Here is a 24,665-nt window from a genome sequence, read left to right as displayed (position 1 = left end):
GGCATCTTGCCTGTTGCTGACTGGGGCGGGCAAGATGCCCAACCCCTACTCCCCACAGTCAAATTACTCAACAGTGGAACAGGCATCTTGCCTGTTGCCCAGAATGCAGTATCACAAACAAAAATAGCAATTAGACAAGTCAGCGAATTGGCAGATGCGATCGACTCTAACGGATTCATGCCTATATCAGGAAGTTACAATCCCAACACATATTATCGACAACGCGCTTACGTTTCAGGCAAGTACGATCGCGACTACGAAGACTTCAACCTCAGCGGCAAACAAGCAACAGCCTTTAATTCAGTCGTAGCATTTACCAAAACTCGGAAAATCCCCCTAATTTTCGTCAATTTGCCCCTCACCGACGACTACCTAGATCCAACTCGTCGGTGGGCAGAACAGCAGTTTAGACAACGAATGCAGCAACTCTCGCGACAAAAAGGATTCGCCTTCCGCGACTTGTCCCAGCGGTGGCCAAATCGCAACGACTATTTCTTAGATCCCAGCCATCTCAATCGCTTTGGGGCGATCGCAGTTTCTCGCATCCTCGCCTCCGATACCAGCATTATTTGGCCGCAGCCCAAATCCAGAAGTATTGATGGGTAATCAATACCATTTTCGATGGGCGATTTTCGATTAAACAATGGGGAATTCTCGTTCCCCGGCGCTGCCGAGGAACGCAGATGCTTTGGCTATGCCTCGCAATTTTCAAGAATAGTTTAATATCTAAAATGATGTCCGAAATCAATTTGTGCGATCGAACATTTTGAGATTTTTTAGTTCAGTCTAAAATCCCAAACCCCAAATCCCAAATCCCAAATTAATTGTGCAACTAAAACAAGTAATTATCGCCCACAAAGCCCGAGACACCCTCAGCCAGCGGTGGGCAGAACAATGTGCCCGCCAGTTAGAAAGTCGCGGATGTCAAGTTTTAATGGGCCCCAGCGGCCCGAAAGATAACCCGTATCCGGTGTTTTTAGCTTCTAGTAACAGCCCGATCGATCTAGCCGTAGTCCTCGGCGGCGACGGTACAGCCCTGGCCGCAGCCCGGAATTTGTCTGCTGACGGCATCCCGATTTTAGCTGCGAATGTAGGCGGACATCTGGGTTTTTTAACCGAGTCTTTTGAGGATTTCCAAAATACTGAGGAGATTTGGGACAGACTAGCCGAAGATAGGTATGCCGTGCAGAAGCGGATGATGTTGCAGGCGGCGGTTTTTGAGGGAAACAGAACTAATCTTGAACCGGAAAGCGATCGATTTTTGGCACTTAATGAAATGTGTGTCAAACCTGCTTCTGCCGATCGAATGCCGAGCTGTATTCTAGAAATGGAAGTTGACGGCGAAGTAGTCGATCAATATCAAGGCGACGGTTTAATTGTGGCAACCCCTACCGGTTCGACTTGCTACACCGCATCTGCCAACGGGCCGATTATCCACTCGGGAATGGATGCGATCGCAGTTACTCCGATTTGCCCTTTAAGTTTATCCAGCCGGGCTGTAGTTTTGCCGCCCGGTTCCGTCGTCAGCATTTGGCCCTTAGCAGATTACGAACTCAGTACAAAACTCTGGATGGACGGCATTTTAGCTACAGCAATTTGGCCCGGACAGCGCGTAGATGTGCGGATGGCAGACTGCGAAGCCAAATTTATCATTTTGCGGGAAAACTATTCTTATTACGGCACATTGAGGGAAAAACTTCAGTGGGCCGGAGCCCGAATTCGGTACACCAACAATCACCGCAATTAATCCACATCATCAACCGTTCAATTAGGTACGTAGTTGCGCTTCAGCGCTCTTTTGCAAAATCTAGAAAAGAGCGCTTTAATTAGGTACGTAGTTGCGCTTAAGCGCTCTTTTGCAAAATCTCTAAAAGAGCGCTTCAATTAGGTACGTAGTTGCGCTTAAGCGCTCTTTTCCACAATCTCCGAAAGAGCGCTCAAGCGCAACTACGTACCTTAAGATTTGGACTGAAGTCCGATTAGCGCTCTTTTGCAAAATCTCTAAAAGAGCGCTTTAATTAGGTACGTTGTTGCGCTTAAGCGCTCTTTTTCACAATCTCTAAAAGAGCACTTCAATTAGGTACGTAGTTGCGCTTAAGCGCTCTTTTCCACAATCTCCGAAAGAGCGCTCAAGCGCAACTACGTACCTTAAGATTTGGACTGAAGTTTGATTAGTTCTCTTTTCTACAATGTCCGAAAGAGCGCTAAAGCGCAACTACGTACCTTAATTTTGGAGTTAAGTCCGATTAGCACTCTTTTGCAAAATCTACGAAAGAGCGCTGAAGCGCAACTACGTACCTTACGATCGCACCTATTCATCTGTACTCTGTTAAGATCGCTCAATATCTTGACAAGCAACCCGATCCATGCAGACTCTCAAACCATCAACCCGACCTTTCAACCATCAAGATACATATCCCTGCCCTGTCTGTCGCACCGGTCAAATTTCCACCATGCCGATGATGGAAGCCCTCGGTTGCAACTTCTGCCAGCACATTTTTACCGCTAGCGAAGAAAGACAATCGCTGAAAATGGCCGATCGCCAACCGCCCGTAACATGGCACTGGGACGGCAAAAAATGGATAGGAGCGCACCTCGAAGGCACAGAATTCGGATGGTCTTATTTTGCCGCCGCGATCGGTCTAGTCTTCCTTCCCACCACCTTGCTCGGACTTTCAGCTTACTATTTTCCTCCGGTTCCCGGCAGCCGTTTGTCGTGGTTCCCCGCAGCTTGGACGGGCTTAGCCTTTTTGTCCCATTTAGGCATAGTGCTGTGGTTGGTAGCTGAATTTTATCAATTTCCGGTGGGCACTTACTTCAGAGCTTGGGCGCGCAGGATTCGCCGGCGCTAGCTGGATGCTGTCAAAGAGCCGATCGACCTCAGCCGCCCACCAGCATCAATTCAGCTAAAATTAGAGGCGATCGCAAAACTCAACTCCAAATCTGCACCACTAAAGCTATAATCGTTAGCTATTCTAAATACATCTGATACGAGCGCATAGCGATTTGTGAGGAGAGCGATGAACATACTTGGAATCTCGGCGTACTACCACGACAGCGCCGCCGCCTTAATTCGCGATGGAGAAATTATCGCCGCAGCGCAGGAAGAAAGATTTTCCCGCAAAAAGCACGACGCCAGATTTCCCAAGAATGCGATCGCCTATTGCCTAAAAGAAGCGAACATAGAATTGCGGGAACTCGATCGCATAGTCTTTTACGACAAACCATTAGTCAAATTTGAGCGCCTGCTAGAAACTTACCTAGCCTACGCACCCAAAGGTTTTCGCTCTTTCCTCACCGCCATGCCCATCTGGCTGAAAGAAAAGCTTTACCTCAAAACCATGCTCAAAAGAGAGCTCGCAGAAATGGCAAACTGCAAAAGCAATAAACTGCCATCTCTGCTATTTACTGAACACCACCAATCCCACGCAGCCTCAGCATTTTTCCCCAGCCCCTTCCAAAAAGCCGCCGTTTTGTGCCTCGACGGCGTAGGCGAATGGGCAACAACCTCAGTCTGGCTAGGAGACGGAAACCAACTTACACCTCAGTGGGAAATCGATTTTCCCCACTCCTTGGGTTTGCTTTATTCAGCTTTCACCTATTACACCGGGTTTAAAGTCAACTCTGGTGAATACAAACTCATGGGTTTAGCGCCCTACGGCGAACCCAAGTATGTAGACAAAATTCTCACCCATTTAATCGACCTCAAAGATGACGGAACTTTCCGTTTAGACATGGATTATTTCAACTACACTGTTGGCTTAACCATGACAAATCAAAAATTTGACGAACTGTTTGAAGGGCCGCCACGCAAAGCTGAAGGAAAATTAACTCAGCGGGAAATGGACATTGCAGCATCCATTCAAGTTGTTACAGAAGAAGTTGTTTTGCGGCTGTGCAGAACAGTTAAAAAAGAATTGGATGTAGATTATCTTTGTCTTGCCGGCGGTGTTGCTCTTAACTGCGTTGCTAACGGCCGACTCTTGCGGGAAGGTATTTTCAAAGATATTTGGATTCAACCTGCCGCAGGAGATGCTGGCGGTGCTTTGGGCGCAGCTTTGGCGATTTGGTATCAGTATTGCGAACAAACTCGTACTGTTGCTGATGAGCTACTCGTAGCAAATAAGATTAAGGAGGAGAGGACTGAAGTCCTTACTACAAACCAAGCTGTGGCGACTGTGGCGAAGTCTGTGGCTCATTTAACTTGTCACGACAAAATGCGCGGCTCGTATTTGGGGCCAAGGTTTACTGACACAGAAATTCAGGAATATTTGGATGCTGTCAAAGCTAGCTATCATCGATTGGACGATGCAGAATTGATGCCACAGTTGGCGGAAATTTTGGAACAGGGAAACGTCGTCGGATGGTTCCAAGGGCGGATGGAATTTGGGCCGCGGGCTCTGGGCGGGCGATCGATTATTGGCGATCCCCGCAATGCTAAAATGCAATCCGTGATGAACCTGAAAATTAAATATCGGGAATCATTTCGACCTTTTGCACCCTCAATCTTAGCCGAACGAGTTGCGGATTATTTCGAGATTGACCATTCTAGCCCTTATATGCTATTGGTTGCTCCAGTCAAAGCCAGTCTCCGCATTCCCATGACAGCGGAACAACAAGAATTGTTTGGCATTGAAAAGCTTAACATTCCGCGATCGGAAATTCCGTCTGTTACCCACGTCGATTACTCGGCTCGCATCCAAACCGTTCACAAAGAAACCAATCCTCGGTACTATGACTTAATCAGTCATTTTGAAGAGCGATCGGGATGTTCGATTTTAGTAAATACTTCATTCAACGTCCGAGGCGAACCAATTGTTTGCACTCCTGAGGATGCTTACCGCTGTTTCATGCGAACCGAAATGGATTATCTGGTTTTAGAGAATTTCTTAATTCCTAAATCGGAACAAATACCTTGGAAACAAGACGAAGCTTGGAAAAATGAATTTGAACTAGATTAGTTATTAGTTATTGGTTATTTGTTATTGGTTATTTGTGATTTGTTGGTGTTAATGACTGATAAATGACTAATACCTAATACCTAATGCCCAATGCCCAATGCCCCATTCCCAATGCCCCATTCCCAATTTCTAATGAGCGACGAAATAAAAAAACTCGATAAAAAAGGCCTGCGCGATTTCGGCCTGCTAATTGGCGGCTTAATTGCAGTGCTGTTCGGTTTAGCAGTACCTTTGCTGCGGCGCGATTCTATACCTTGGTGGCCCTGGGCGATCGGCGCAGTGCTAATTGTGTTAGCATTGGCTGCGCCGAAATCGCTCAATCCCATTTACCACGGGTGGATGTGGTTTGGACTTACCCTCAACAAAATCGAAACGCCGATCGTGCTGGGGATAGTTTTTTACCTGATAATTTGGCCGATGGGAGTTATCAAAGGTATATTTGGCGAAGATGCAATGCGGCGCAAACTAAATCCCAAAATGGATACTTACCGCGTCCCGAGTAAAGCAAGAACAAAAGTTAGCATGGAGCGTCCTTTCTAAGTGTTTGAATCAACATTAGACTTTCTCAAAGATTTGTGGGCGTTTATGAAGGAACGCCAAAAATATTGGTTGCTACCATTAATTGTGACTTTAGTCTTTTTAGGAGCTTTGATTGTATTGAGTCAGGGTTCTGTAATTGCTCCGTTTATTTATACCCTGTTTTGAAATAATGAGCAAGTTGAAGACTTTGGGTGTCAATTTAGGTTTGACACTCGGCGGTTTATTAATGGGGGTGGTAATCGGTGAAATTGGATTGCGAGTTGCTAGAGTTGAGGGCTACCCAAAAATAGGAGATGTTGTAGACTCCGCGCCAACTCGTTTCCACACTTCCGATCGCGATTTGGGTTGGAAGCTCAAACCCGGTGTGTCCGGCGAGTGGAATGGGGAAGGTGTAAGTTTTGTACAGGTGAATAGTGACGGTTTGCGCGATCGCGAACACACCAAAACCAAACCTCCCAATACCTTGCGCGTCGCAGTTTTAGGCGACTCTTTCACCGAAGCAATTCAGGTACCAGTCGAACAAACTTTCTGGTCAAAATTAGAACGAAAGCTAGGTAACTGCGGCGCCGTTAAGGGACGCAAAAAAGTTGAGGTCATCAATTTCGGCGTTCAGGGTTACGGTACCGCTCAAGAATTGATGATGCTGCGGAAAAAAGTATGGGATTACAGTCCTGATATTGTAGTCCTGGCATTTTTTATTGGCAATGATGTAATTAACAATTCCCCGCAACTGGAATACGACCATTATCGACCATTTTTTGTTTACGATGCTAGCGGCAAGTTAGTACCAGATATGTCTTTTCGCAATCTGCCGCCGATCGCTCGCAACGAAAGAGCAGTTTCTTTTGTAGATAGAATGCCCAGTTTTTTGGTCAACAATTCCCGCATCTTGCAGGTGATTAAAAAGGTAGATTTAGATAGGAAAAAGCGGCAGTTATCTGGAGATTTTACCGCTTTGAGCAGCCAAAACTTCAATCCACCTCAGGATGCAGTTTGGAAAGATGCCTGGAGGGTGACAGAGGGTTTAATCGTGACAATGCGGAATGAAGTCGTGCAGAAAAAAGCTGATTTCTTGGTTGTGACAATTGGCGATCCGATGCAAGTTCTCGGGGATGTCAAAGTCCGAAAAGATTTGATGACAAAGCACAACATTCAGGATTTATATTATCCCGACAGGCGGCTGGAAAAATTGGGCGAGCGCGAGGGTTTTCGGGTACTGAATTTAGCCGAACAGTTCAAAGGCTATACAGAAAAATATCAAGTCTGCGCCCACGGTTTTGATAATTCTATACCCTGTGGGGGTCACTGGAACGAACTCGGACACCGACTGGCCAGCATCCTGATCAACAGAAATCTGTGCGAAAATTTGCAACAGTCTCAAGTACCAAAAAAATAACCGCAATCAGTCAAATTTCATGAAAGATTCAACGCCACTCCAAAAAGGCAAAAATATATTAACTTTAATCGCCGTCAATTTGGCGATCGCCTTTATTTGTCTGGAAGCTTTGTCCCTAGCTTTTTACTTTATCAACCAAAAGCAGTTTTTTTATACCAGAACCAAAGCCAAAGAAAAAGTAGTCGAAGATATTGAACGTATCGGCATTAGACTAGATGAATCTATCGTAGAAAGACTCCACCCGTTTTTTGGCTACGTTCTCAAACAAGGTGCTTTTACCAATGAAAGATTAAAGTTAAAAGTCAACAGACACGGGTTTTTTTCCCTGTACGAATATCCCTTTATTAAAACCAATAAAAAACAATTTATTATCGGAGTTTTTGGCGGTTCAGTCGCCAACAACTTTGCAGTAGATGAGTATATAAATCAAAGATTGTCTAAAAAATTGCAGAGTTATCCAGAATTTGCCGATCGCGAAATTCGCATTTTAAATTTTGGCAACGGCGGCTACAAACAGCCCCAGCAATTATTGATTTTAAATTATTTTCTGGCTTTGGGTCAAGAGTTAGATTTAGTCATCAATATTGACGGTTTTAACGAAGTAGCACTGTCAAATTTAAACAACAAAGCCCAACTAGAAATAGGAATGCCCAGCGTCCAGCACCTACAGCCGCTGACAAGTTTAGCAAGCAATGTGTCGCCGGAAGTGATGAGTTCCATCGTCGAAATTAACGAAAACAAAAAACAATTGAAAGCAGGTATTGACAAATTGCAAAATTGTCAACTTGCCTTGTGTCACGCCGTTACCTCGCTGAGAGTGAAACAATTAGTCAACAATTACCAGCAAGCCGTTGTCAAGTACGACGCACAAGTCAAACAAACCAACTCAGACAGCGTAAATAGCGGTATAGTATACATTCCCAAAGCTGAGTCTGTGTTGCCAGAGGCTGCTGCTTTTGACAAAATGGCCTCGATTTGGTACGAATCGTCGATCGGCATGAATCAAATTTTATCGAGTAGAAACATTAAATATTTTCACTTTATCCAGCCCAACCAGTATTATCCAACTAAACGAGTGTTTACCGCCAAGGAAAAGGAAATTGCCATCAGCAAAGACAGCCCGTACATCGCAGGAGTAAACAAAGGTTATCCGGTGCTGTTGTCCAAAGTCGATGATTTGCAGAAGGCTCAGGTTAATGTGTTTAGTGCCGTAAATATTTTGGACAATACAAAAGATACTGTTTACAAAGATGCTTGCTGTCACTATAATTCAGTGGGAGAGGAAGTATTGGCAAACTATATTTCCAGTTCCATCATTAAAGTAGTAAGAAAGTCTAAATAAATATTTATGAAAGATTTGAAGTTAATTAACAAAGGCCAAGAAATCCTCAAAATTACTTTGATTAACTTGGCGCTTTTACTTGTTTTCCTAGAACTCGGTTCCTTGGGATGGTATTTTGTCAAGCACAAGCAATTTTTCTATACTAGAGAAAAGGTGCAAGATAAGTCGGCTTTAGGAATTAATTTAGAAGGAGTGCGTCTGAATCAGTCTATTGTCGAAAGGTTTCATCCTTTCTTTGGGTTTATTCAAAGACCCAGCGATGATTTTCGACCTGGTTTTAAGGTGAATAACTACGGATTTATCTCTCCTTATGATTACCCTTTTAAAAAGCTTAAAAAAAATCAATTTGTGATCGGAATTTTTGGCGGTTCCGTGGCTTCAGATTTTTCTATATTTCAAATTCAAAACAAAATTTTACCTAAATACCTAAAACAGGTTCCCGGTTTACAGGACAAAGAATTTATAATTTTGTCTTTTGCTACAGGCGGTTACAAACAGCCGCAACAGTTATTAATTTTAAACTATTTTTTGGCCTTAGGTCAAGAATTAGATCTAGTAGTCAATATAGATGGCTTTAATGAAGTAGCACTTTCTAATTTAAACAATAAAAATCAAATTAATCTGGCGATGCCGAGCATTCAGCACATTTCGCCGCTGACTAGCTTGGCGAATAATAGCCTTTCTACCAAGGCTTTGCAAGCAACTATTAGAATCAAAGAAAATAAAACTAAGATTAATGAGGGTTTGGAAAGTTTGCAACACTGCTCTTTAGCTGCGTGCGATGCTTTGACTTCTGTGTACGTTCAAAATTTAGTCAACAATTATCGAAGAGATGTGATTGCCTTTGAAAAAGAACGCAGCAAAACTCAGCAAGATGACGAGGGTAGTGTGATGTATATTAATAAAAATAAGTCTGTTTTAGAGGATGGTGCAGCTTTTGAACAAATGGCGTGGAATTGGGCAAAAAGTTCAATTTTTATGCACAAAGTGCTGTCGGCTAGCAATGTTCCTTATTTTCATGTCCTCCAGCCGAATCAATATTATCAGACAAAAAGGGTGTTTAGCGATGCCGAGAAGCGGATTGCTTTTAATAAAGAGACTCCTTATGCTAAGGCTGTGGAAATTGGATATCCGGCTCTTTTGGGTAAGTTTCCTAATTTACAAAAAAATAAGATTAATATTTTGAATGGGGTGAAGGTGTTCGACAAGACTAAAGATGTTGTTTATGTAGATAGCTGCTGTCATTACAATAAAACTGGAGAGGTAATTTTTAGCAATTATGTGGGTAGTTCTATTGTGGAAGCTTTGCGGAAGGATGAAAGAAAAAATAAGAAGTGATATTATGTCCAGTTGATTTATTATTGATTGTACAATTTGCGAGCTCGTAGGGGCGGGTTCACCAACAAGATATAACGATAACCAACAATATATAAAAACCCGCCCCACTCTCACGAATAATTCACATCAACCTGATATTTATATTTAATTTCTAAATGTAGGTGATGATTCATCGTTGGGTGGGGGCGGGTTTTTGAGATTGTTTGTTTCCGGCGATGATGGTTGGTGAACCCGCCCCTACGGGTATTATGTCCATGGATTAAAATTACATGGATTTTAGGTTTTTGGTTGGGTTTTAGGTCGATCGCCCGTGGATTCGATCGGCATTACCAAGATCTTATCAACTCGGTTTCCGTCCATATCGACGACTTCGACGCGCAAGCCGTTCCATTCAAAATGCTCTGCCGCCGCCGGAATTTTACCCAAATTTGTAATCACAAAACCGCCCATTGTGTGGTAACTTCCCCTATTTTCTAAAGAGACTTCTTCAATTCCAAACAGTTCAAAGAAATTCTCAACCGGCAGCATTCCGTCTAACAGCCAAGAACCATCTTCGCGCTGCACGGCTTGCGGTTCGTCGGCATCTTCAATCGAGGGAAAGTCGCCAACTAATTCGACTAAAATGTCGTTGACTGTCACTAATCCTTGAATGACACCGTATTCATCTACTACCAAGGCAAGTTGATTGCTAGATTGCTTGAAAAGCTCTAAGACTTTTAAACCGCGCGTACTTTCGGGTACAAATAAAGGTCTCCGCAAAGAAGCACTTAAATCGAGGGGTTGACCGGTCAAAGTTCTCGACAGCATATCTGTAACGTGTACTAAACCGACAACGTTGTCGAGTCCGCCCTGACAAACGGGAAACCGGGAATGACCGCTGCCAAGCATTTTTTGGCGGTTTTCTTCAACTGAATCGTCCAAATCTAGCCAGGTCAGATCGGGGCGGGGAGTCATTAAAGCGCTGACTCGCCGATCGCCTAAACGGAACACTCTTTCTACCATGTCCTGTTCGGCTTCTTCAAAGGTTCCCGCCTCGGTTCCTTGCTCTATTAAAACTTTAATTTCTTCTTCTGTAACTTGCGGTTCTGTCGAGGGCGATATCCTCATCAGCCGCATCACCAAGTCAGTGGAATAACTTAACAGATAAACCGCAGGAGCACCAATTTTGGAGAGCATTCGCATGGGAATTGCTACGCTTGAGGCGATCGGCTCAGGGTTGTTGAGGGCCAACCGCTTCGGCACGAGTTCGCCGATAATTAAGGTCAGATAAGTGATCGTTAAAACTGCGATGACTGAGGCGATCGGCTGAGCATAGGGCGCTAAAGCCGGTATCAAGCGCAACAGAGGCTCTACTCTTCTAGAAATTGTGGTTTCTCCGAAAGCGCCTGACAGGATAGCCAGCAGCGTAATTCCGATTTGAACAGTCGGCAAGAACTGATTGGGGGCATTAGCCAGATCCAAAGCTACACGGGCATTCGTCGAACCCTGGTTAGCCATCTGTTGCAGTCTCACCTTCCGTACTGAGATGATGGCCATCTCTGACATCACAAACACGCCATTGAGCAAAACTAGCAGGAGAACAATCAGAAGGTCGGTACTTGGGGACATTTCTCAATTTATCGGTAGTAAAGGCGAAGCGCACTGCCCGCTTAAAGCATAAGCCCGGAAGCTGCCAATCTCGATCGCAAAAATCGAAATTGTTGTCAACCTGTCCCTAGATTAACGGAACGGGCTCATTTCGATCGCAAGTTCCAGATATTTACAGAAGGCTTCTAGTAGAAATCTACCCGCAGTACAGTTGAACTGCCAACAGCCGATCGGCACAATGATAGATGTTTGTCGTACAATCGAACTTACTAGGCAGCGGGGAAGATCCTTCGCCCATCGGGATAAAAACTAACAGCCCATGACTTTCTCTTCGATAATTCGGACATTGGGGCGATCGCCCCTAGCCACAGAACTTCTCAACAAGCTCAAACGGCATCACTGTTTGCAACTGAACGGTATCGCCCGCTTACCAAAAGGTTTAGTAGCTTCCGCCCTCGCACAACAAGAGGGGCGAAACCTATTAGCCGTGACAGCAACTCTGGAAGAAGCCGGCCGCTGGGTAGCTCAATTAGAGGCGATGGGTTGGCAAACCGTACATTTTTACCCAACTTCGGAAGCTTCGCCCTACGAGCTATCTTACTCCGACGAGAACGAAATGACCTGGGGGCAAATGCAGGTTCTGGCGGATTTGGTGGATCGGGAACAAAAAACGGCCAATTCCTCAAAGCCGATCGCAATTGTAGCTACAGAAAGAGCTCTCCAGCCTCACTTGCCGCCTAGAAGTGCCTTTGAACCCTACTGTCTGACGCTGAAACGAGGCGAAGTTCAAGACTCAAAGATACTTGACCGCCAACTTGCCTCCATGGGGTACGATCGGGTGACTTTGGTGGAAACGGAGGGCCAGTGGAGTCGCCGGGGGGATATTGTCGATGTGTTTCCGGTGGCGGCGGAGTTGCCGGTACGGCTGGAATGGTTCGGGGATACTTTGGATCAACTGCGCGAGTTCGATCCGTCGAACCAGCGATCGCTCGATAAGGTCGATCGATTAGTTTTAACTCCTACTAGCTTTAACGCAATTATTAAGGCAGTTTTAGCTGAAAATAATCTTGACAAAACAAACCAAATAGACTCTGTTGATATAGAAAATGAAGCAGAAAAATATGTCCGCAGGCTGTTAGGTTTAGCCTTCGAGAAACCAGCTTGTTTGTTGGATTATTTGCCAGAAAATACTTTAGTTGTAGTTGACGAACCGCAAGGATGTGAAGGCCACAGCGACCGCTGGTTTGAAAATGCCCAGGAACAATGGGAAAGTTGCAATCGGGAATCAGAAGTTGTTGATGGTGAAACGCCAAGATTGCCAATTGCTAATCTGAAGGTTCCGAAAATTCACCGCACTTTTGCGGAATCGATCGCAGATGTCGCAGCTTTTGACAGGCTAGAACTTTCAGAATTAGCAGAAGATTCTACTACTCAAAAAATTAAAAGCTCCTCCGGGGGCGAGCAGCTACCGCCTGCGGTTAATTTGTCCAGCAGGCCAGTGCCGGTGATGCCTCACCAATTCGCGAAGCTGTCTCAAATGCTCCGGGAAGAGCGGGATCGCGGTTTTACGGTGTTTATGGTTTCGGCTCAACCGAGTCGATCGGTCTCTCTGCTGTCGGAACACGACTGTCCGGCTCAGTTTGTGGTGAATCCGCGCGATTTTTTGGCGATCGACAAGTTGCAGTTGCAGCACATTCCGGTTGCTTTGAAGTACAGCGGGCTGGCAGAGTTGGAAGGGTTTATTCTGCCGACTTTTCGGATTGTCTTAATTACCGATCGAGAATTCTACGGTCAGCATTCTCTCGCTACATTTAGCTACGTTCGCAAGCGCCGCCGCGCCGCTTCTAAAAAGGTTGACCCGAACAAGCTCAGTCCGGGGGATTTTGTGGTGCACCGCCAGCACGGAGTGGGCAAGTTTCTCAAGTTGGAGCGCTTGACGATCGATCGGGAAACTCGCGAATATTTGGTATTGCAATACGCTGACGGTACTCTCAGAGTCGCGGCGGATCAATTGGGCGCGCTGTCGCGGTTTCGGACTGTCGGCGATAAAGTGCCGGATCTCAACAAGTTGACTGGTCAAACTTGGGAAAAAACTAAAGCAAAAGTTCGTAAAGCTGTTAAGAAAGTAGCAGTAGATTTGCTGAATCTTTACGCTAAAAGAGCTAAGCAACAGGGTTATGCTTTTCCTCCTGATATGCCTTGGCAGCAAGAGTTAGAGGATTCTTTTCCTTACCAACCAACACCGGATCAGTTGAAGGCTACTCTGGATGTGAAACGTGACATGGAGGGCGATCGACCGATGGATCGCTTGGTCTGCGGCGATGTCGGTTTTGGCAAGACGGAAGTTGCTCTAAGAGCTATTTTTAAGGCAATTACAGCGGGCAAGCAGGTGGCTTTGCTCGCGCCGACGACAATTTTGACCCAACAGCACTATCACACGCTCTCAGAGCGTTTTTCGCCTTATCCGATCGAAGTTGGTTTGCTCAATCGCTTCCGCACAGAAACTGAACGCCGGGAAATTCACAAACGCCTAGCAACTGGGGAGTTAGACGTGATTGTCGGTACTCAGTCTGTTTTGAGTAAAGCGATTAAATTTCGGGATTTGGGTTTGTTGGTGGTGGATGAAGAACAACGGTTTGGGGTGAAGCAAAAGGAAGCGATTAAATCTCTGAAAACCGAGGTAGATGTCCTGACTCTGACGGCGACTCCGATTCCCCGCACGTTGTATATGTCTCTATCGGGGATTCGGGAGATGAGTTTGATTGCGACTCCGCCGCCCAGCCGCCGCCCGATTCAGACTCATTTGGCCCCCTACGATTTGGAGGTGGTGCGGACTGCAATTCGTCAAGAGTTGGACAGGGGCGGTCAGGTTTTTTATGTTGTACCTCGGATTGAGGGGATTGATGAGTTGGCCGATACTTTGCAGCTAATGGTTCCGGGGGCGAGAATTGCGATCGCCCACGGTCAAATGGATGCTGCGGAACTAGAATCGATCATGCTGACTTTCAGTGCGGCAGAGTTTGATATTTTGGTGTGCACTACGATTATTGAGTCGGGTTTGGATATTCCGCGCGTCAATACAATCTTGATTGAGGACGCGCAGAAGTTTGGTTTGGGTCAGTTGTACCAGTTGCGGGGACGGGTGGGACGCGCGGGGATTCAAGCTCACGCTTGGCTGTTTTATCCCAAGCAGAACCAACTGTCGGATGCTGCAAGGCAGCGGCTGCGGGCAATTCAAGAGTTCGCGCAGTTGGGATCGGGCTATCAGTTGGCTGTCCGGGATATGGAAATTCGGGGCTCTGGTGATGTGTTGGGTACGGAACAGTCTGGTCAAATGGAGGCGATCGGTTTTGATTTATATGCTGAAATGTTAGAGGAGGCGATTCGCGAAATTAAGGGTCAGGAAATTCCCAAGGTTGAGGATGCACAAATCGACCTCAGTTTGACGGCGTTTATTCCTGCCGATTATATTGGAGATCTGGATCAAAAGATGAGCGCTTATCGGTCTGTGGCTTCTGCGAATACTCTCGAAGAGTTGCAACAGATTCGGGCCGATTGGTGCGATCGTTACGGGCAGATTCCTCTACCAGCGCAGCAACTAATTCGTGTTGTCGAACTCAAACAAATCGCCAAGCAAATCGGTTTTTCTCGGATTAAACCGGAAAATAAGCAGCACATTGTCTTGGAAACGCCGATGGAGGAACCTGCTTGGAATTTGCTCAAGGCTAATTTGCCCGAACATCTACATTCTCGTTTTGTCTACAGCAAGGGGAAGGTTACTATTCGCGGAATGGCTGTTTTGAGCGCCGAAAAGCAGTTGGATAATTTGATTGATTGGTTGGGTAAAATGCAGGGCGCTTTGCCGGAAGCAAAGATTTGATTTTAATATGAAATCCCGCTATTTAGCCGGCGGTCGAAATCTCAGAATCATACCGATGGAACCGGAGAAAATATTGCTGCTGCTTTAATAATTGTTTGAGCAGCACAAAGGATTAAAATCGTGAAAAAGTTAGTCTGTGTTTTTTTTGCGATCGCGCTAGCGCAAGGAGTGCCAACGGTGGTTCAATCTCAACAAATAATTGACCCGATCGACCGGGTTGTCAATGCAGGATTGATGAATAAAGATTCTAGCGGCAATTTTAATGCTGAAAGCATTATCAGTCGCGCCGATTTGGCGGTAATTTTACTGAAAACTTTTGGTTTGGAACGGCGGAAAACAGCTCAGAAACCGGATATGGAATTGCCCGACGTACCTAAAAGCTACTGGGCTTACAGTGCGATTCAAACTGCTTTGAAAACGGGAACTATGAGTGGATATCGCGACGGAATGTTTTTCCCAAATCAAAGGGTGACTCGCGCTGAGGCTTTGGCGATTTTTGCTCAAGCTTATGGGGTTTTTCAGTTTCCAGACGCCACCGTTGCCGAGATTTTAGCTAGGTATCCAGATGCAGGGGAAATTCCTAGTTGGGCTAGAAAGTCTATGGCTACTGCACTGTATGAAGGGTTTGTGAATCTTGAAGTCGGAACTAATGCAATTAATCCTTTGAAGCCGATGACTCGCGGTAATATCGCTTACGCTTTGAGCAAGTATTTGGAGCGGCAGGTAAGACCAACTTCTTTGCCTGTCCCGAACGAGGAGCCACCAAATCGGGGGATGGGAAGGTAAATATAGTAAGTTTCATTTGCCTGAGAATCGGTAATTGGTAATTGAGAAGGCCATAGCTCATTCAATTAAAAATTGCTAAGCTGTTCGACATTCAAAATGCACTATTTGTGTGCCAGATCCCATACTGTAAGGGGTTGAGGCAATAAATTTAAATGACTAACAGCTTATAGCAATCCTAACTGAGATGTGAACACAAATATGATAAAATATAAAAAAACTAAGTGCGATCGGGCAACCAAAAACTCCCCAACCACCCAAAAAAGACGACCCCAAAAACCTCGGCTACGTCTCACCCGAATTTGTCGAAAAAGTATCCCAACAGGAAATTGACCAAATCAACGCCAACGTCGAAACCCTGCTCCTAACTAAAAGCTGCATCCGCTGCGACCTCCGAGGTGTAAAATTAGTTAACCTCACCTTAAAAAATCCGATCGTTACAGGAGCAGACTTATCAGATGCCAACCTCAGCGGAGGTACTTTCGAGATATAGCGGTTCTCAGAAAGATGAGGTATGTTGTTGGGCTTCAGCCCTCTTGGTTTAAGCGGTTATATAAGCTGTCAGTCATACCTCATCTTTTTGAGAAAGGCTATAGCAGATTTTGTCAACACTAACCCTAGCACGCACTGATTTAAGTGGCTCAGTTTTAATAGGAGCGAGAATCAGCAATAGTAATTTTAGGAAAGCTAACTTGACCAATACTAATTTAGACGGTGCAGACTTGCGCTTTTCCGACTTGAGAGATGCCAATCTTTCTAATGCGAACCTCCGCAATGCGAACATGGATGGTGCTAGTCTCGATCGAGCAAGTATGGCAGGAACCACCATGTCCGATGGTCGAAAAAATCAATAATATTAAATTCGTCATTCCTGACGGCTAGCTATATTAACCACCATGCAATTAAAGCTGCTGTCTTACCTTTCGCCACTATCGGTTCGCAAGGTTCCACCGTTAGACGTTGTGAGATCCCTTGATAAACAGCATCAGAAATAGTAATTGCACCACCAGGCGTGGCACCTTCTAAGCGTTTTGCTGTATTGACAACATCACCAATCACCGTATAAGTCCGAACATCTGCACCGCCAAATAGCCCTTCAATAACGCTCCCGCAATGCACTCCGCATCCCGCACCAATTCCATATAATTCAAGCATTTCTAAAGCAGCTTTACTCATAGATTTAGCCGCAGCAATTCCCTGCTGTGGCGTAGCATAAATCGCCATAATTTCATCGGCTGTAAAAGTTATTCTTAAAGGCTGAAACTTGGCGGCGGCTGGTTCAACACAACGGTAATATTCATTGATAACCGCTGCAACTGTCTCAGGGGAAGTTTTTTCGCACCAACTTGTAAAACCGCGAATATCCATAAATAAAATCGTGCGATCGCACTTTTGAAAAGCCAAACCTGCTGGATTATTAAGCGCTGTGTCTACTACATGACTTCCCATCCCCCATTCTGCCATGTTTCCCAGTAGTTGATCTGTTTTTTGTAGCTGCTTTCTTTGTTTGAAAATCTGTACCGACTGCAACCCCAAAAGCAAACCGATAAATACCATACTCCAAGTAAGAAACCAGTGCGTTGCCGTCCGCGAAAATGTCACTATCAATTCTAAATTAGCAATTAAATATTGAGACTTAATCCCAATCACAACATAAAAAGCTACCACCATCAGAGCCCGTACCACACTTTCCAGTGGAATCAGCCAATCATCAATACCCTTAGCCCAATGGAATCGCAATCCTTGCAAAGTAGCAATCATCAGAGAAAATAACCAAAAGACAACGTGACTAGGATTTTGGAAAAAATCTAGCCCGTCTATCGGCAGATCAATCAGCGTATAGATACCAACGCAGATCAGGTTTCCCCAAAAACGGTGGCATTTCGAGTTCGACAGATACCAAGCCTGAACAAGCATTGCTACTATTAGTAAATATTCAGTTGGGTCTGTGATAAATTTGAAGAAGCCAGCTAATATTGAGTCTGATAAACTCTTCAGAATTAAAAAATGACCGCTGTTACTTAATACTTCACTAAAAAATGTACTGGTGCGACTTCCTTGTAGCAGACTTTTCCATACAATTTTTGACTTAAGACTTGATTTTGCCGTTTCAATACTTCTATTTTTCATCTTAATTAAAGGTCAGCGACCAGAGAATTATTGTATACCAGTTCCCCAAAAAAGATGCAACTGTAGAGAGAATTAAAACCACGATATTCATCAGTTATCCCCGAAAAACAAATCTATTAGACATCTCCCATAATTATTGTGGAACAGGCATCCTGCCTGTTCTTCAGAGGCTTTTTGGGAGATGTATATTAGCTATCTTCCTCTGTTGTTTGCTGGCGGCGTTTCCGAAAAATACCAGTCATATTGATTCCTGTTACCAGCAGCAAAATCACACCCAAACCTACCAAAAACACATAGATTGGCATCAAAAAATTTCCCAAATATTCTCCTTGGTGGATATTCAGAAAAACTTTTCCTACCTCTTTTGGCATCTTAAACCAACTTCTGCCAACTCGATAGATTACACCTGTGACTGTACTCACTGCTAAAGGCAAGACAATAATCGGTGTAGCAATACGGTGAACCTTACGAAAATCAAGTTTAGCACCCGGTCTTTCAGGGCGTGTGCCACCAAAAAATTTGGTCATCGTCAAACCAGTAACTATCAGCCCAATCACTCCCAAAGCCAGGAAAAGCACATAAAATGGTCTGAGTTCCTTTCCGAGATAGCTTCCTTGGTGAATATTCATAAAAATCTCAGCAGCATCACCTTCTATGCCTAACCAATCTTCTCCCAGCCGATAGGCAACTCCCGTTATGGCTGTTAAGAGTAAAGGGATGAAAATAATCGGTGCAACTTGGCGGTGAAGTTTGCGAAAGTTAGCGCTAGCCATCTATTTATTCTCCTATTTTTCAGATGTTTTGTTGTTTACAAATCAGATATTCTTGGACGCACGAGTAGGCAGAAACCGGGTTTTTTTGCGAAAATATTTCGTTGTCACCCGCAGATTCGGTAAAAAACCCGGTTTCTTTGGTCAAAGTGGGTAATTCATGTTGCAAAAAAACGGTTTTAGCGCCAGTATTACAATTAGGAATAAGTGAAATTAGTCGCGTTAATATTTCCAGCATTAACTCCTTTCAAGACTGCCAAATATTGACCAGTGCCTGCTATCCTCAACAGAGTATCGCTAGCATAAATTTCTGTTCCTTGAGTGATATTAATGTTAGAAAATCCTAAGCCATCTTTCAGCTTCAGTATGTCTGCGCCTTTTTGAAAGTCCGTGATGATATCAGCGATATCGAGAGTATTTGTAGCCGATCGCCCTTCCAGCTCAAATAAATCCGAACCCATACCGCCGGTCAGAATATCTTGACCCTTCCCTCCTTCGAGAATATCATTGCCTGCACCGCCATCAAGCGTGTCTTGACCCTTGCCTCCTTCTAGTTTATCGTTGCCGCTGTTGCCGCTCAAAATATCATTGCCATTGCGTCCTTTTAAAGAAACATTATTACCAGGAATTCCTGTCAGGATGTCGTTACCATCTGTACCTTTAATTTCATTCTGATAGAAATTGCCGCCGCTTTCGTATCCCTGAGAGCTGATAGACAAACTGTTTATAACTGGGGTATAACTGGAAGAAGCAACAGGTTGATTGACAGAAAACCCCATCTCGTAACCGCTTTCACCACCGCTTTCGTAGCCAGAATTGCTGTTACTAATATTGTAACGGCTGTCATTCCCACTTTCGTAGCCAGAATTGCTATTACTAATGTTGTAACGGCTGTCATTCCCGCTTTCGTAGCCAGAATTGCTGTTACCACTTTCACCGCTTTCGCCACTTTCCCCAATTGAGAGTTGGTATCTCTCCGATGATGCTCGATCGACATCGATAGAATTGTCTTGTGTCACATAAGACTGTCCCACACCTGTCCAAATTTTAGTTTGGTTGCTCATCTTTTAGATCCTGGTTGTTTAACTCATTTACAATTACTGTGACAAAACAAAGTAAAGAACTCGGAAAGACCTAAAATTTATTTCATCCGCTTCCAAAACCTCCTCAATAGTCCTGGACACACGACATCCATATCTGGTGTGAATCTAGGGGCAATCCCCGTGGTTGCCCCAATCCCTTAGTCTCTTGCGTAAGTCCTGCTCAACCTAAACATCAGCCCATTTTCGCAGCAAATTAGCAATGCTTTTTGATAGCAAGTCAAACTCCGCTGTCTTTCCAGACTTCTGAAAAAGGGTATCGCGAACCGTATCCAAATCAAAGAGAATTTCTCGATTATGAGCATCCCGAACTAAACTCTGCACCCAAGTCACCGCCGCTAGTCTTTCACCTTCCGTTACAGGTTCCACACGATGTAAAGTTGTAGTAGGATAAACAACCATTGAACCAGCATCAAGTTTAAAAGCTTGTTCGCCTTGGGTACTTTCAATCACTAATTCCCCGCCCGTATAAGTTGCAGGATCGCTGAGAAATAGAGTGAGAGACAAATCCGATCGCATTAGTTCTTCATCTCCCATAATCGCATTATCAATATGTGTCCCGTAGTACATTCCTCCCTGATAGCGACTAAACATAATGGGACGAATTGCTTTAGGGCGCGCCGCTATTTGGAATAAAGAATTGCGTTTTAGTGCTTGATTGACTAAATTTATGAGTTCCTGAGTTGGAGCCGCATCATTTTTTAGTTGAGCATTATTTTTTACTTGTTGGGCGTACCAACCTGCTGTTAACTTCCCATCGACAAATTCAGCATTTTTTAGGCGATCGACAATTAATCCTAATTCCTCTGAACTCAGAATATTGGCCATACAGATAATCATTTGGGACACTCCTACAGGTTGCTAATGGACTCGCATTGTAGCAATAAGGTAATGTCTATGCAAACAATTTTTAGAGGTTTTTGGTTCTTTCCGAGTTCTTTACTTTTTTCTGGGATAGTAGGAGTAATACCAAATCCTGCCTTTTTATCTCCTCTATGATTCGGCGGTTGAAACCGCTACTACACAAACGAAGTCCGCCTCCGCGGACTAAGAAATAAAGGGGATTTTTAACCCGGATTTGGTATAATCACCCAGAATAAGGCTTTTTGAAAGATGCAAAGTAAAACTAAGATTTGGCTCGGCATTGGAGCTTGCGTTTTAACCTCTGTAGCTGCTAGTGCGATCGCATCCCAGAATGATAGCAGTGTTAATCAATTTTCCCCTATTTCTCTTTTAAGTAATGCTGCTAATTCATCGATGAGCAACAGCAAGCCGGTTAAACCGATCGTTTTAATGAGTAGCAGTGGTGGCGAACAAGGAGAAAGCGGCGAAGGAAAAAAACCAAAACCCCGGAAAAAAAGTAGTTTCACTTCTGAACTTTACTTGACAGATAGTAATGTCACAATGACAGCTTCGAGGGGCGGGGAAAGTGGAGAAAAAGGTGAACAAGGAGAAAGCGGTGAACAAGGAGAATCTGGGAAGAAGAGTTAAGGTTTTCTATTAATATCAACTCTTAAGCTACTGAGGAGAATTTTACTTGAAAACAGCTACCTACTCCTAGCTGACTGGTAACGCTAATTTCTCCTCGGTGGCTTTGGACAATTGCTTGGGCGATCGCCAATCCCATCCCCAAACCCCCTGCACGGCGATTTCTCGCTCGATCTGCTCTCCAAAATCTGTCGAAAACTAACTTGACATCTTCTGGAGCAATGCCGATGCCAGTATCCTCTACACTCACAATTGTCGATCGGTTCTGTCTGCTCAGAGAAACAGTCACAATTCCGCCCGCTGGTGTGTAATGAATTGCGTTTCCGAGCAAGTTGGAAAACAAACGAGTTAGCTGTGCAGCATCTCCCATTACAGATGTATCAATGGCTAAATTTGACTTGAGAATAACTTGCTTTTCTTGAGCTTGCAGTTCCCACAAATCTAGCAAATCCTCTAATAGTTCGTCTAACGGAACCGCTATCCACTCGCGGGCGATCGTGGCTGCTGGTGCATCCATTCTAGTTAATAAAAGTAAGTCTTCAACTAACTGAGTCATCTGTTTAGTCGCAGAGGCGATCGCCACCATTTTCTTAACATCCGCTGCATGAATTCTCTCAGGATGACTCTGCATCACTTCCACTGAAGTTTTAATCGCCGTCAGCGGACTTCTCAACTCGTGAGAAGCATCAGCAGTGAATTGTTTTAACTGCTGAAAACTATCCTCAATTGGCTTGAGAGATTGCTTAGTCAGCCACAAACCACCAACCGCAGTCAAGCTCAGGAAAATAATACTCCCATAACCCAAATTCCAGCGGAGTCTGCTGAGAACTTCTTCAACTTCTTTAGTAGATTCGCTGGTGCGAATATAACCTTTTAATTCTTGCTTTTTATCATCATAAGAAATGTAAACTGGAATTGTTGCCGACCGAATTTGCCCGTTTTGTATGGTTTGGAAACCCGATTTTATCGTTACAGGCGGTAAAGTCTTGCCGGAATTTCCTAACATTTTACCTGCTTCATTAAACCATTCTACAGATTGATCTGGTTCCCGCAGATTTTGCCAGGGAATGTCTAAGTCTCCGTCTTTGTCTAACTGGCGCGTTACTTTTTCGCGATCGAGTTCAATCTGAAAGTCATCATTGCGCTGTTCACTTTGTTGATGAGATAGATCGCCTTTTTTTTCTGGATGTTCAGAAAGGTGCTGCTTTTCGATCGCAACTAAACTGTGAGAAGCTGCTTGAGCCAAAACCTCCAATCGCTGGTCTAATTCTTGATACAGACTGCTGGCAAATAATTCATAAACAGCAATAGCAGAAGTTCCTAAAATAGCTACCATCACTGTTAAGTAAGATAGCAATAAACGCCATCCCAAAGATTGAAATTGGGGATTAGAGGTTTTGGTTGAGCCGATAACCCATGCCATAAATAGTCTCAATAAAATTAGCTGGTGCGCCTGCTGCTTTCAGTTTTTGTCGCAAACCCCGGAGATGAACTTTTACGGTTTCTTCTCCTGGCGAGTCTTCAAAAGCCCATATATGGTCTAGGATAGCACTCCGTGTTAAAACGCGCCCTCCTGTTCGCAGGAATAATTCTAGCAAACTGTACTCCTTTGGTGTAAAATTAAGCAAATTATCGCGATAAGTAACTTCGCAGGTATTCGGGTTTAAACGCAGATTTTCCCACTCTAATACTGGTGGCAAAGTTGTACTTCCCCGCCGCAGTAAGGCTCTAATTCTTGCTGCTAATTCTGGCAAATCGAAGGGTTTAACGACATAATCATCAGCTCCGGCATCTAGTCCTATGACTTTATCATTGCTGGTGTCTCTGGCTGTTAGCATGAGCACGGGGGTTTTTAAACCTTGTCGGCGCAAGCCCTGACATAGGGTAATTCCATCTATTTTTGGCAGCATCACATCTAGCAGAATTAAGTCATAGGTAAAAGTTTCTGCAAAGTTCCAACCTTCTTGACCGTCGGCGGCTATGTCTACGGCATAATGTTGGTCGGTGAGGGCTTCTGCTAATGCTTGGGCAATGCGATAGTCATCTTCTACTAACAGAATTTTCATAGTTTACTGCTAAAATATTGTTGATTGTTGATTGTGATATCGCATAGTTTTTTTTCGGAATGATTAAACCTTAGTGTCAACAAACACTTCAGATCAATTTCGGCTGCGCCGGAATGATATAGAGGAGACTGCACGTGCCGTTTCCCTACCGTTATGAATTGGGAGACTGCACTGCCGTGTCCTGATTTCGGGTTAATATTAATTCCGATGCAACCGGAAATGATATGAGTCAAAAAGTCGATCGCCCGCCATGCAAAATCCCGGAGCTTTGGTGACTGTAAAAGCAGCCATCAAACCCCCAGGATTTAATGTTTTCCTCTTAAACGAGGCTCAAATTATTGCCAATGGGTATTGACTAATCAGCAGTAGCCAATTCGGTACTGGCTGCGCCGCGCTTCCGCGTCAGGGTATTGAACAGCATCTGACCGACAGCTTTAATCAAATTGCCTTCTAACTCCATAAACATCTTCATGTTCATGCCAAAAGCTGCATTAGCTTCGTCAACAATGCGCTCTGCTGTAGCTTCGTCAATCGGCAATTCATTCATTGCCTGACGGTAGTTAGCTTTGAACTCTTTTTCATCAGGAATATCCTGGAATTCGTAGAAAGCAGTGCCTTCTCCCTCGGTAAGATTCATGCCGCGCTGAGCAATTCCCTTGAGGATTTGTCCGCCGGACAAGTCGCCTAGGTAGCGAGTGTAAGACTGAGCTACTAACAGTTCTGGTGCGGTAGCCGAGATTTCATGAATCCGCTGCACGTAAGCTTTAGCTGCTGGTGACGGGGATATTTGTTCCCGCCAATTGGCGCCGTAGTAGTAGAATAAATCTTGCTCTAAACTTTGTTTGCGATTTAACTCAGAAAAGTAAATTTTTGAAACAACCGGATGCTGCTTTTGGCGTTCCATTTCCTCTTCCATTGCCGAGTAGACAAAGTACAGGTTTCCTACTAACTTCCGGTAAGAAGTTTTTTCTACAACGCCTTTTAAAAAGCATTTGACAAAACCAACGTTTTCTGCCATTGTGTGAGATTTTTTTGTTCCCTCACGCAATTTTGTTGCTAAATTGATGCTCATGCTATATTGTCCAACCTTCTATTTTTGTGGTAGCTGATGGATGCGCCAAAAATCTAAAATTTACCTAAGCATTTACCTTAAAGCAATTTGATGAGAGATTGTATTAATTTTTATAACAAAAGTTGCAGTTGGCCGGAAAGCAGTAGTCAGTTGACAGGAAAGCAGTTGACAGGAAAGCAGTTGACAGGAAAGCAGTAGTCATCAGCCACTAA

General features: G+C 44.4%; 22 protein-coding genes and 1 pseudogene. 14 read left to right on the top strand and 9 right to left on the bottom strand.

Features of this window, described 5'->3' with window-relative positions; all coding sequences use genetic code 11:
* The 3 genes and pseudogenes from JGK22_RS12955 to JGK22_RS12945 all read left to right on the top strand — a co-directional run.
* A pseudogene (locus JGK22_RS12955) lies at positions 1-606 on the top strand (hypothetical protein); the annotation flags it as partial.
* 220 nt (positions 607-826) lie between these two features.
* Positions 827-1,747 carry an NAD(+) kinase gene (locus JGK22_RS12950; RefSeq protein ID WP_293194015.1) on the top strand — a complete coding sequence of 307 codons (921 nt, stop codon included), beginning with the start codon at positions 827-829 and terminating at the stop codon, positions 1,745-1,747.
* 619 nt (positions 1,748-2,366) lie between these two features.
* On the top strand, positions 2,367-2,852 hold the full coding sequence (locus JGK22_RS12945) for a hypothetical protein (RefSeq protein WP_293186578.1): 486 nt from the start codon (positions 2,367-2,369) through the stop codon (positions 2,850-2,852).
* Positions 2,853-2,902: 50 nt separating this feature from the next.
* Here JGK22_RS12945 and JGK22_RS12940 read toward each other — a convergent pair whose 3' ends face one another.
* Complete coding sequence (locus tag JGK22_RS12940) at positions 2,903-3,028, bottom strand: hypothetical protein (protein WP_293150229.1); 126 nt, start codon at positions 3,026-3,028, stop codon at positions 2,903-2,905.
* Between JGK22_RS12940 and JGK22_RS12935 the strand changes: the two genes are divergently transcribed.
* The 6 genes from JGK22_RS12935 to JGK22_RS12910 all read left to right on the top strand — a co-directional run bounded on the left by JGK22_RS12935 (position 3,021) and on the right by JGK22_RS12910 (position 9,577).
* Positions 3,021-4,961 carry a carbamoyltransferase gene (locus tag JGK22_RS12935; RefSeq protein ID WP_293313000.1) on the top strand — a complete coding sequence of 647 codons (1,941 nt, stop codon included), beginning with the start codon at positions 3,021-3,023 and terminating at the stop codon, positions 4,959-4,961. The genes JGK22_RS12940 and JGK22_RS12935 overlap by 8 nt on opposite strands.
* Positions 4,962-5,093: 132 nt before the next feature.
* A complete protein-coding gene (locus tag JGK22_RS12930; RefSeq protein WP_293186575.1) occupies positions 5,094-5,501 on the top strand; it encodes an SxtJ family membrane protein in 408 nt (135 codons plus the stop codon).
* Positions 5,502-5,666 (top strand): DUF5989 family protein, encoded by a 165-nt coding sequence (locus JGK22_RS12925; protein WP_190734603.1) that lies wholly within the window; start codon positions 5,502-5,504, stop codon positions 5,664-5,666. It begins immediately after the preceding gene.
* Between the two features lie 4 nt (positions 5,667-5,670).
* Positions 5,671-6,897, top strand: coding sequence for an SGNH/GDSL hydrolase family protein (locus JGK22_RS12920; RefSeq protein ID WP_293312998.1), 1,227 nt, complete (start codon positions 5,671-5,673; stop codon positions 6,895-6,897).
* A gap of 19 nt (positions 6,898-6,916) precedes the next feature.
* Positions 6,917-8,239: a hypothetical protein gene (locus JGK22_RS12915; RefSeq protein WP_293206158.1), complete on the top strand. Its 1,323-nt coding sequence runs from the start codon at positions 6,917-6,919 to the stop codon at positions 8,237-8,239.
* A 6-nt stretch (positions 8,240-8,245) separates the two neighbouring features.
* Positions 8,246-9,577, top strand: a complete 1,332-nt coding sequence (locus JGK22_RS12910; protein WP_293198759.1) for a hypothetical protein — start codon at positions 8,246-8,248, stop codon at positions 9,575-9,577.
* A 276-nt stretch (positions 9,578-9,853) separates the two neighbouring features.
* Here the strand turns inward: JGK22_RS12910 and JGK22_RS12905 are convergent, their stop codons facing one another.
* Positions 9,854-11,185, bottom strand: a complete 1,332-nt coding sequence (locus tag JGK22_RS12905; RefSeq protein ID WP_293186567.1) for a hemolysin family protein — start codon at positions 11,183-11,185, stop codon at positions 9,854-9,856.
* Between the two features lie 298 nt (positions 11,186-11,483).
* Here JGK22_RS12905 and mfd point away from each other — a divergent pair, with 298 nt between their 5' ends.
* The 4 genes from mfd (at position 11,484) to JGK22_RS12885 (ending at position 16,681) form a co-directional block, all read left to right on the top strand.
* Positions 11,484-15,044 carry a transcription-repair coupling factor gene (mfd, locus tag JGK22_RS12900; protein WP_293312996.1) on the top strand — a complete coding sequence of 1,187 codons (3,561 nt, stop codon included), beginning with the start codon at positions 11,484-11,486 and terminating at the stop codon, positions 15,042-15,044.
* Between the two features lie 120 nt (positions 15,045-15,164).
* A complete protein-coding gene (locus tag JGK22_RS12895; protein ID WP_293186565.1) occupies positions 15,165-15,830 on the top strand; it encodes an S-layer homology domain-containing protein in 666 nt (221 codons plus the stop codon).
* A 208-nt stretch (positions 15,831-16,038) separates the two neighbouring features.
* A complete protein-coding gene (locus tag JGK22_RS33265; RefSeq protein WP_363319749.1) occupies positions 16,039-16,320 on the top strand; it encodes a pentapeptide repeat-containing protein in 282 nt (93 codons plus the stop codon).
* A gap of 109 nt (positions 16,321-16,429) precedes the next feature.
* Positions 16,430-16,681 (top strand): pentapeptide repeat-containing protein, encoded by a 252-nt coding sequence (locus tag JGK22_RS12885; RefSeq protein ID WP_293187169.1) that lies wholly within the window; start codon positions 16,430-16,432, stop codon positions 16,679-16,681.
* 28 nt (positions 16,682-16,709) lie between these two features.
* Here the strand turns inward: JGK22_RS12885 and JGK22_RS12880 are convergent, their stop codons facing one another.
* From JGK22_RS12880 to JGK22_RS12865, 4 genes are all read right to left on the bottom strand, one after another.
* Positions 16,710-17,957, bottom strand: coding sequence for an adenylate/guanylate cyclase domain-containing protein (locus tag JGK22_RS12880; RefSeq protein ID WP_293312994.1), 1,248 nt, complete (start codon positions 17,955-17,957; stop codon positions 16,710-16,712).
* Between the two features lie 188 nt (positions 17,958-18,145).
* Positions 18,146-18,730: a PepSY domain-containing protein gene (locus JGK22_RS12875; protein ID WP_293198755.1), complete on the bottom strand. Its 585-nt coding sequence runs from the start codon at positions 18,728-18,730 to the stop codon at positions 18,146-18,148.
* Positions 18,731-18,924: 194 nt separating this feature from the next.
* Positions 18,925-19,791 (bottom strand): hypothetical protein, encoded by an 867-nt coding sequence (locus JGK22_RS12870; RefSeq protein WP_293212693.1) that lies wholly within the window; start codon positions 19,789-19,791, stop codon positions 18,925-18,927.
* Positions 19,792-19,995: 204 nt separating this feature from the next.
* The gene (locus JGK22_RS12865) at positions 19,996-20,655 is read right to left on the bottom strand and encodes a Fe2+-dependent dioxygenase (protein WP_293276692.1); all 660 of its coding nucleotides are present in this window, start codon (positions 20,653-20,655) and stop codon (positions 19,996-19,998) included.
* A 285-nt stretch (positions 20,656-20,940) separates the two neighbouring features.
* Here JGK22_RS12865 and JGK22_RS12860 point away from each other — a divergent pair, with 285 nt between their 5' ends.
* Complete coding sequence (locus JGK22_RS12860; protein WP_293212697.1) at positions 20,941-21,318, top strand: hypothetical protein; 378 nt, start codon at positions 20,941-20,943, stop codon at positions 21,316-21,318.
* Between the two features lie 22 nt (positions 21,319-21,340).
* Here JGK22_RS12860 and JGK22_RS12855 read toward each other — a convergent pair whose 3' ends face one another.
* The 3 genes from JGK22_RS12855 to JGK22_RS12845 form a co-directional block, all read right to left on the bottom strand.
* Entirely contained in the window at positions 21,341-22,738 is a 1,398-nt protein-coding gene (locus JGK22_RS12855; protein WP_293206171.1) for an ATP-binding protein, read from the bottom strand.
* Complete coding sequence (locus tag JGK22_RS12850; RefSeq protein WP_293212699.1) at positions 22,704-23,381, bottom strand: response regulator transcription factor; 678 nt, start codon at positions 23,379-23,381, stop codon at positions 22,704-22,706. The genes JGK22_RS12855 and JGK22_RS12850 overlap by 35 nt, the downstream gene beginning before the upstream one ends.
* A 355-nt stretch (positions 23,382-23,736) precedes the next feature.
* On the bottom strand, positions 23,737-24,453 hold the full coding sequence (locus JGK22_RS12845; RefSeq protein WP_293184902.1) for a heme oxygenase (biliverdin-producing): 717 nt from the start codon (positions 24,451-24,453) through the stop codon (positions 23,737-23,739).
* Positions 24,454-24,665: the final 212 nt, after the last annotated feature.

Source organism: Microcoleus sp. PH2017_08_TRC_O_A, assembly GCF_020738665.1.
Classification (GTDB): domain Bacteria; phylum Cyanobacteriota; class Cyanobacteriia; order Cyanobacteriales; family Microcoleaceae; genus Microcoleus.
Note: the sequence above shows the minus strand (reverse complement) of the source record. Positions and strands in the feature narration are given on the sequence as shown.

Bases quoted from the DNA above. Each gene is read 5' to 3' on its own strand.
- JGK22_RS12880 (WP_293312994.1), bottom strand. From the start codon at position 17,957: ATGAAAAATAGAAGTATTGAAACGGCAAAATCAAGTCTTAAGTCAAAA.
- JGK22_RS12920 (WP_293312998.1), top strand. From the start codon at position 5,671: ATGAGCAAGTTGAAGACTTTGGGTGTCAATTTAGGTTTGACACTCGGC.
- JGK22_RS12875 (WP_293198755.1), bottom strand. From the start codon at position 18,730: ATGGCTAGCGCTAACTTTCGCAAACTTCACCGCCAAGTTGCACCGATT.
- JGK22_RS12915 (WP_293206158.1), top strand. From the start codon at position 6,917: ATGAAAGATTCAACGCCACTCCAAAAAGGCAAAAATATATTAACTTTA.
- JGK22_RS12870 (WP_293212693.1), bottom strand. From the start codon at position 19,791: ATGAGCAACCAAACTAAAATTTGGACAGGTGTGGGACAGTCTTATGTG.
- JGK22_RS12845 (WP_293184902.1), bottom strand. From the start codon at position 24,453: ATGAGCATCAATTTAGCAACAAAATTGCGTGAGGGAACAAAAAAATCT.
- JGK22_RS12935 (WP_293313000.1), top strand. From the start codon at position 3,021: ATGAACATACTTGGAATCTCGGCGTACTACCACGACAGCGCCGCCGCC.
- JGK22_RS12850 (WP_293212699.1), bottom strand. From the start codon at position 23,381: ATGAAAATTCTGTTAGTAGAAGATGACTATCGCATTGCCCAAGCATTA.
- JGK22_RS12860 (WP_293212697.1), top strand. From the start codon at position 20,941: ATGCAAAGTAAAACTAAGATTTGGCTCGGCATTGGAGCTTGCGTTTTA.
- JGK22_RS12865 (WP_293276692.1), bottom strand. From the start codon at position 20,655: ATGGCCAATATTCTGAGTTCAGAGGAATTAGGATTAATTGTCGATCGC.
- JGK22_RS12945 (WP_293186578.1), top strand. From the start codon at position 2,367: ATGCAGACTCTCAAACCATCAACCCGACCTTTCAACCATCAAGATACA.
- JGK22_RS12930 (WP_293186575.1), top strand. From the start codon at position 5,094: ATGAGCGACGAAATAAAAAAACTCGATAAAAAAGGCCTGCGCGATTTC.
- JGK22_RS12910 (WP_293198759.1), top strand. From the start codon at position 8,246: ATGAAAGATTTGAAGTTAATTAACAAAGGCCAAGAAATCCTCAAAATT.
- JGK22_RS12905 (WP_293186567.1), bottom strand. From the start codon at position 11,185: ATGTCCCCAAGTACCGACCTTCTGATTGTTCTCCTGCTAGTTTTGCTC.
- JGK22_RS12855 (WP_293206171.1), bottom strand. From the start codon at position 22,738: ATGGCATGGGTTATCGGCTCAACCAAAACCTCTAATCCCCAATTTCAA.
- JGK22_RS12940 (WP_293150229.1), bottom strand. From the start codon at position 3,028: ATGTTCATCGCTCTCCTCACAAATCGCTATGCGCTCGTATCAGATGTA.
- mfd (WP_293312996.1), top strand. From the start codon at position 11,484: ATGACTTTCTCTTCGATAATTCGGACATTGGGGCGATCGCCCCTAGCC.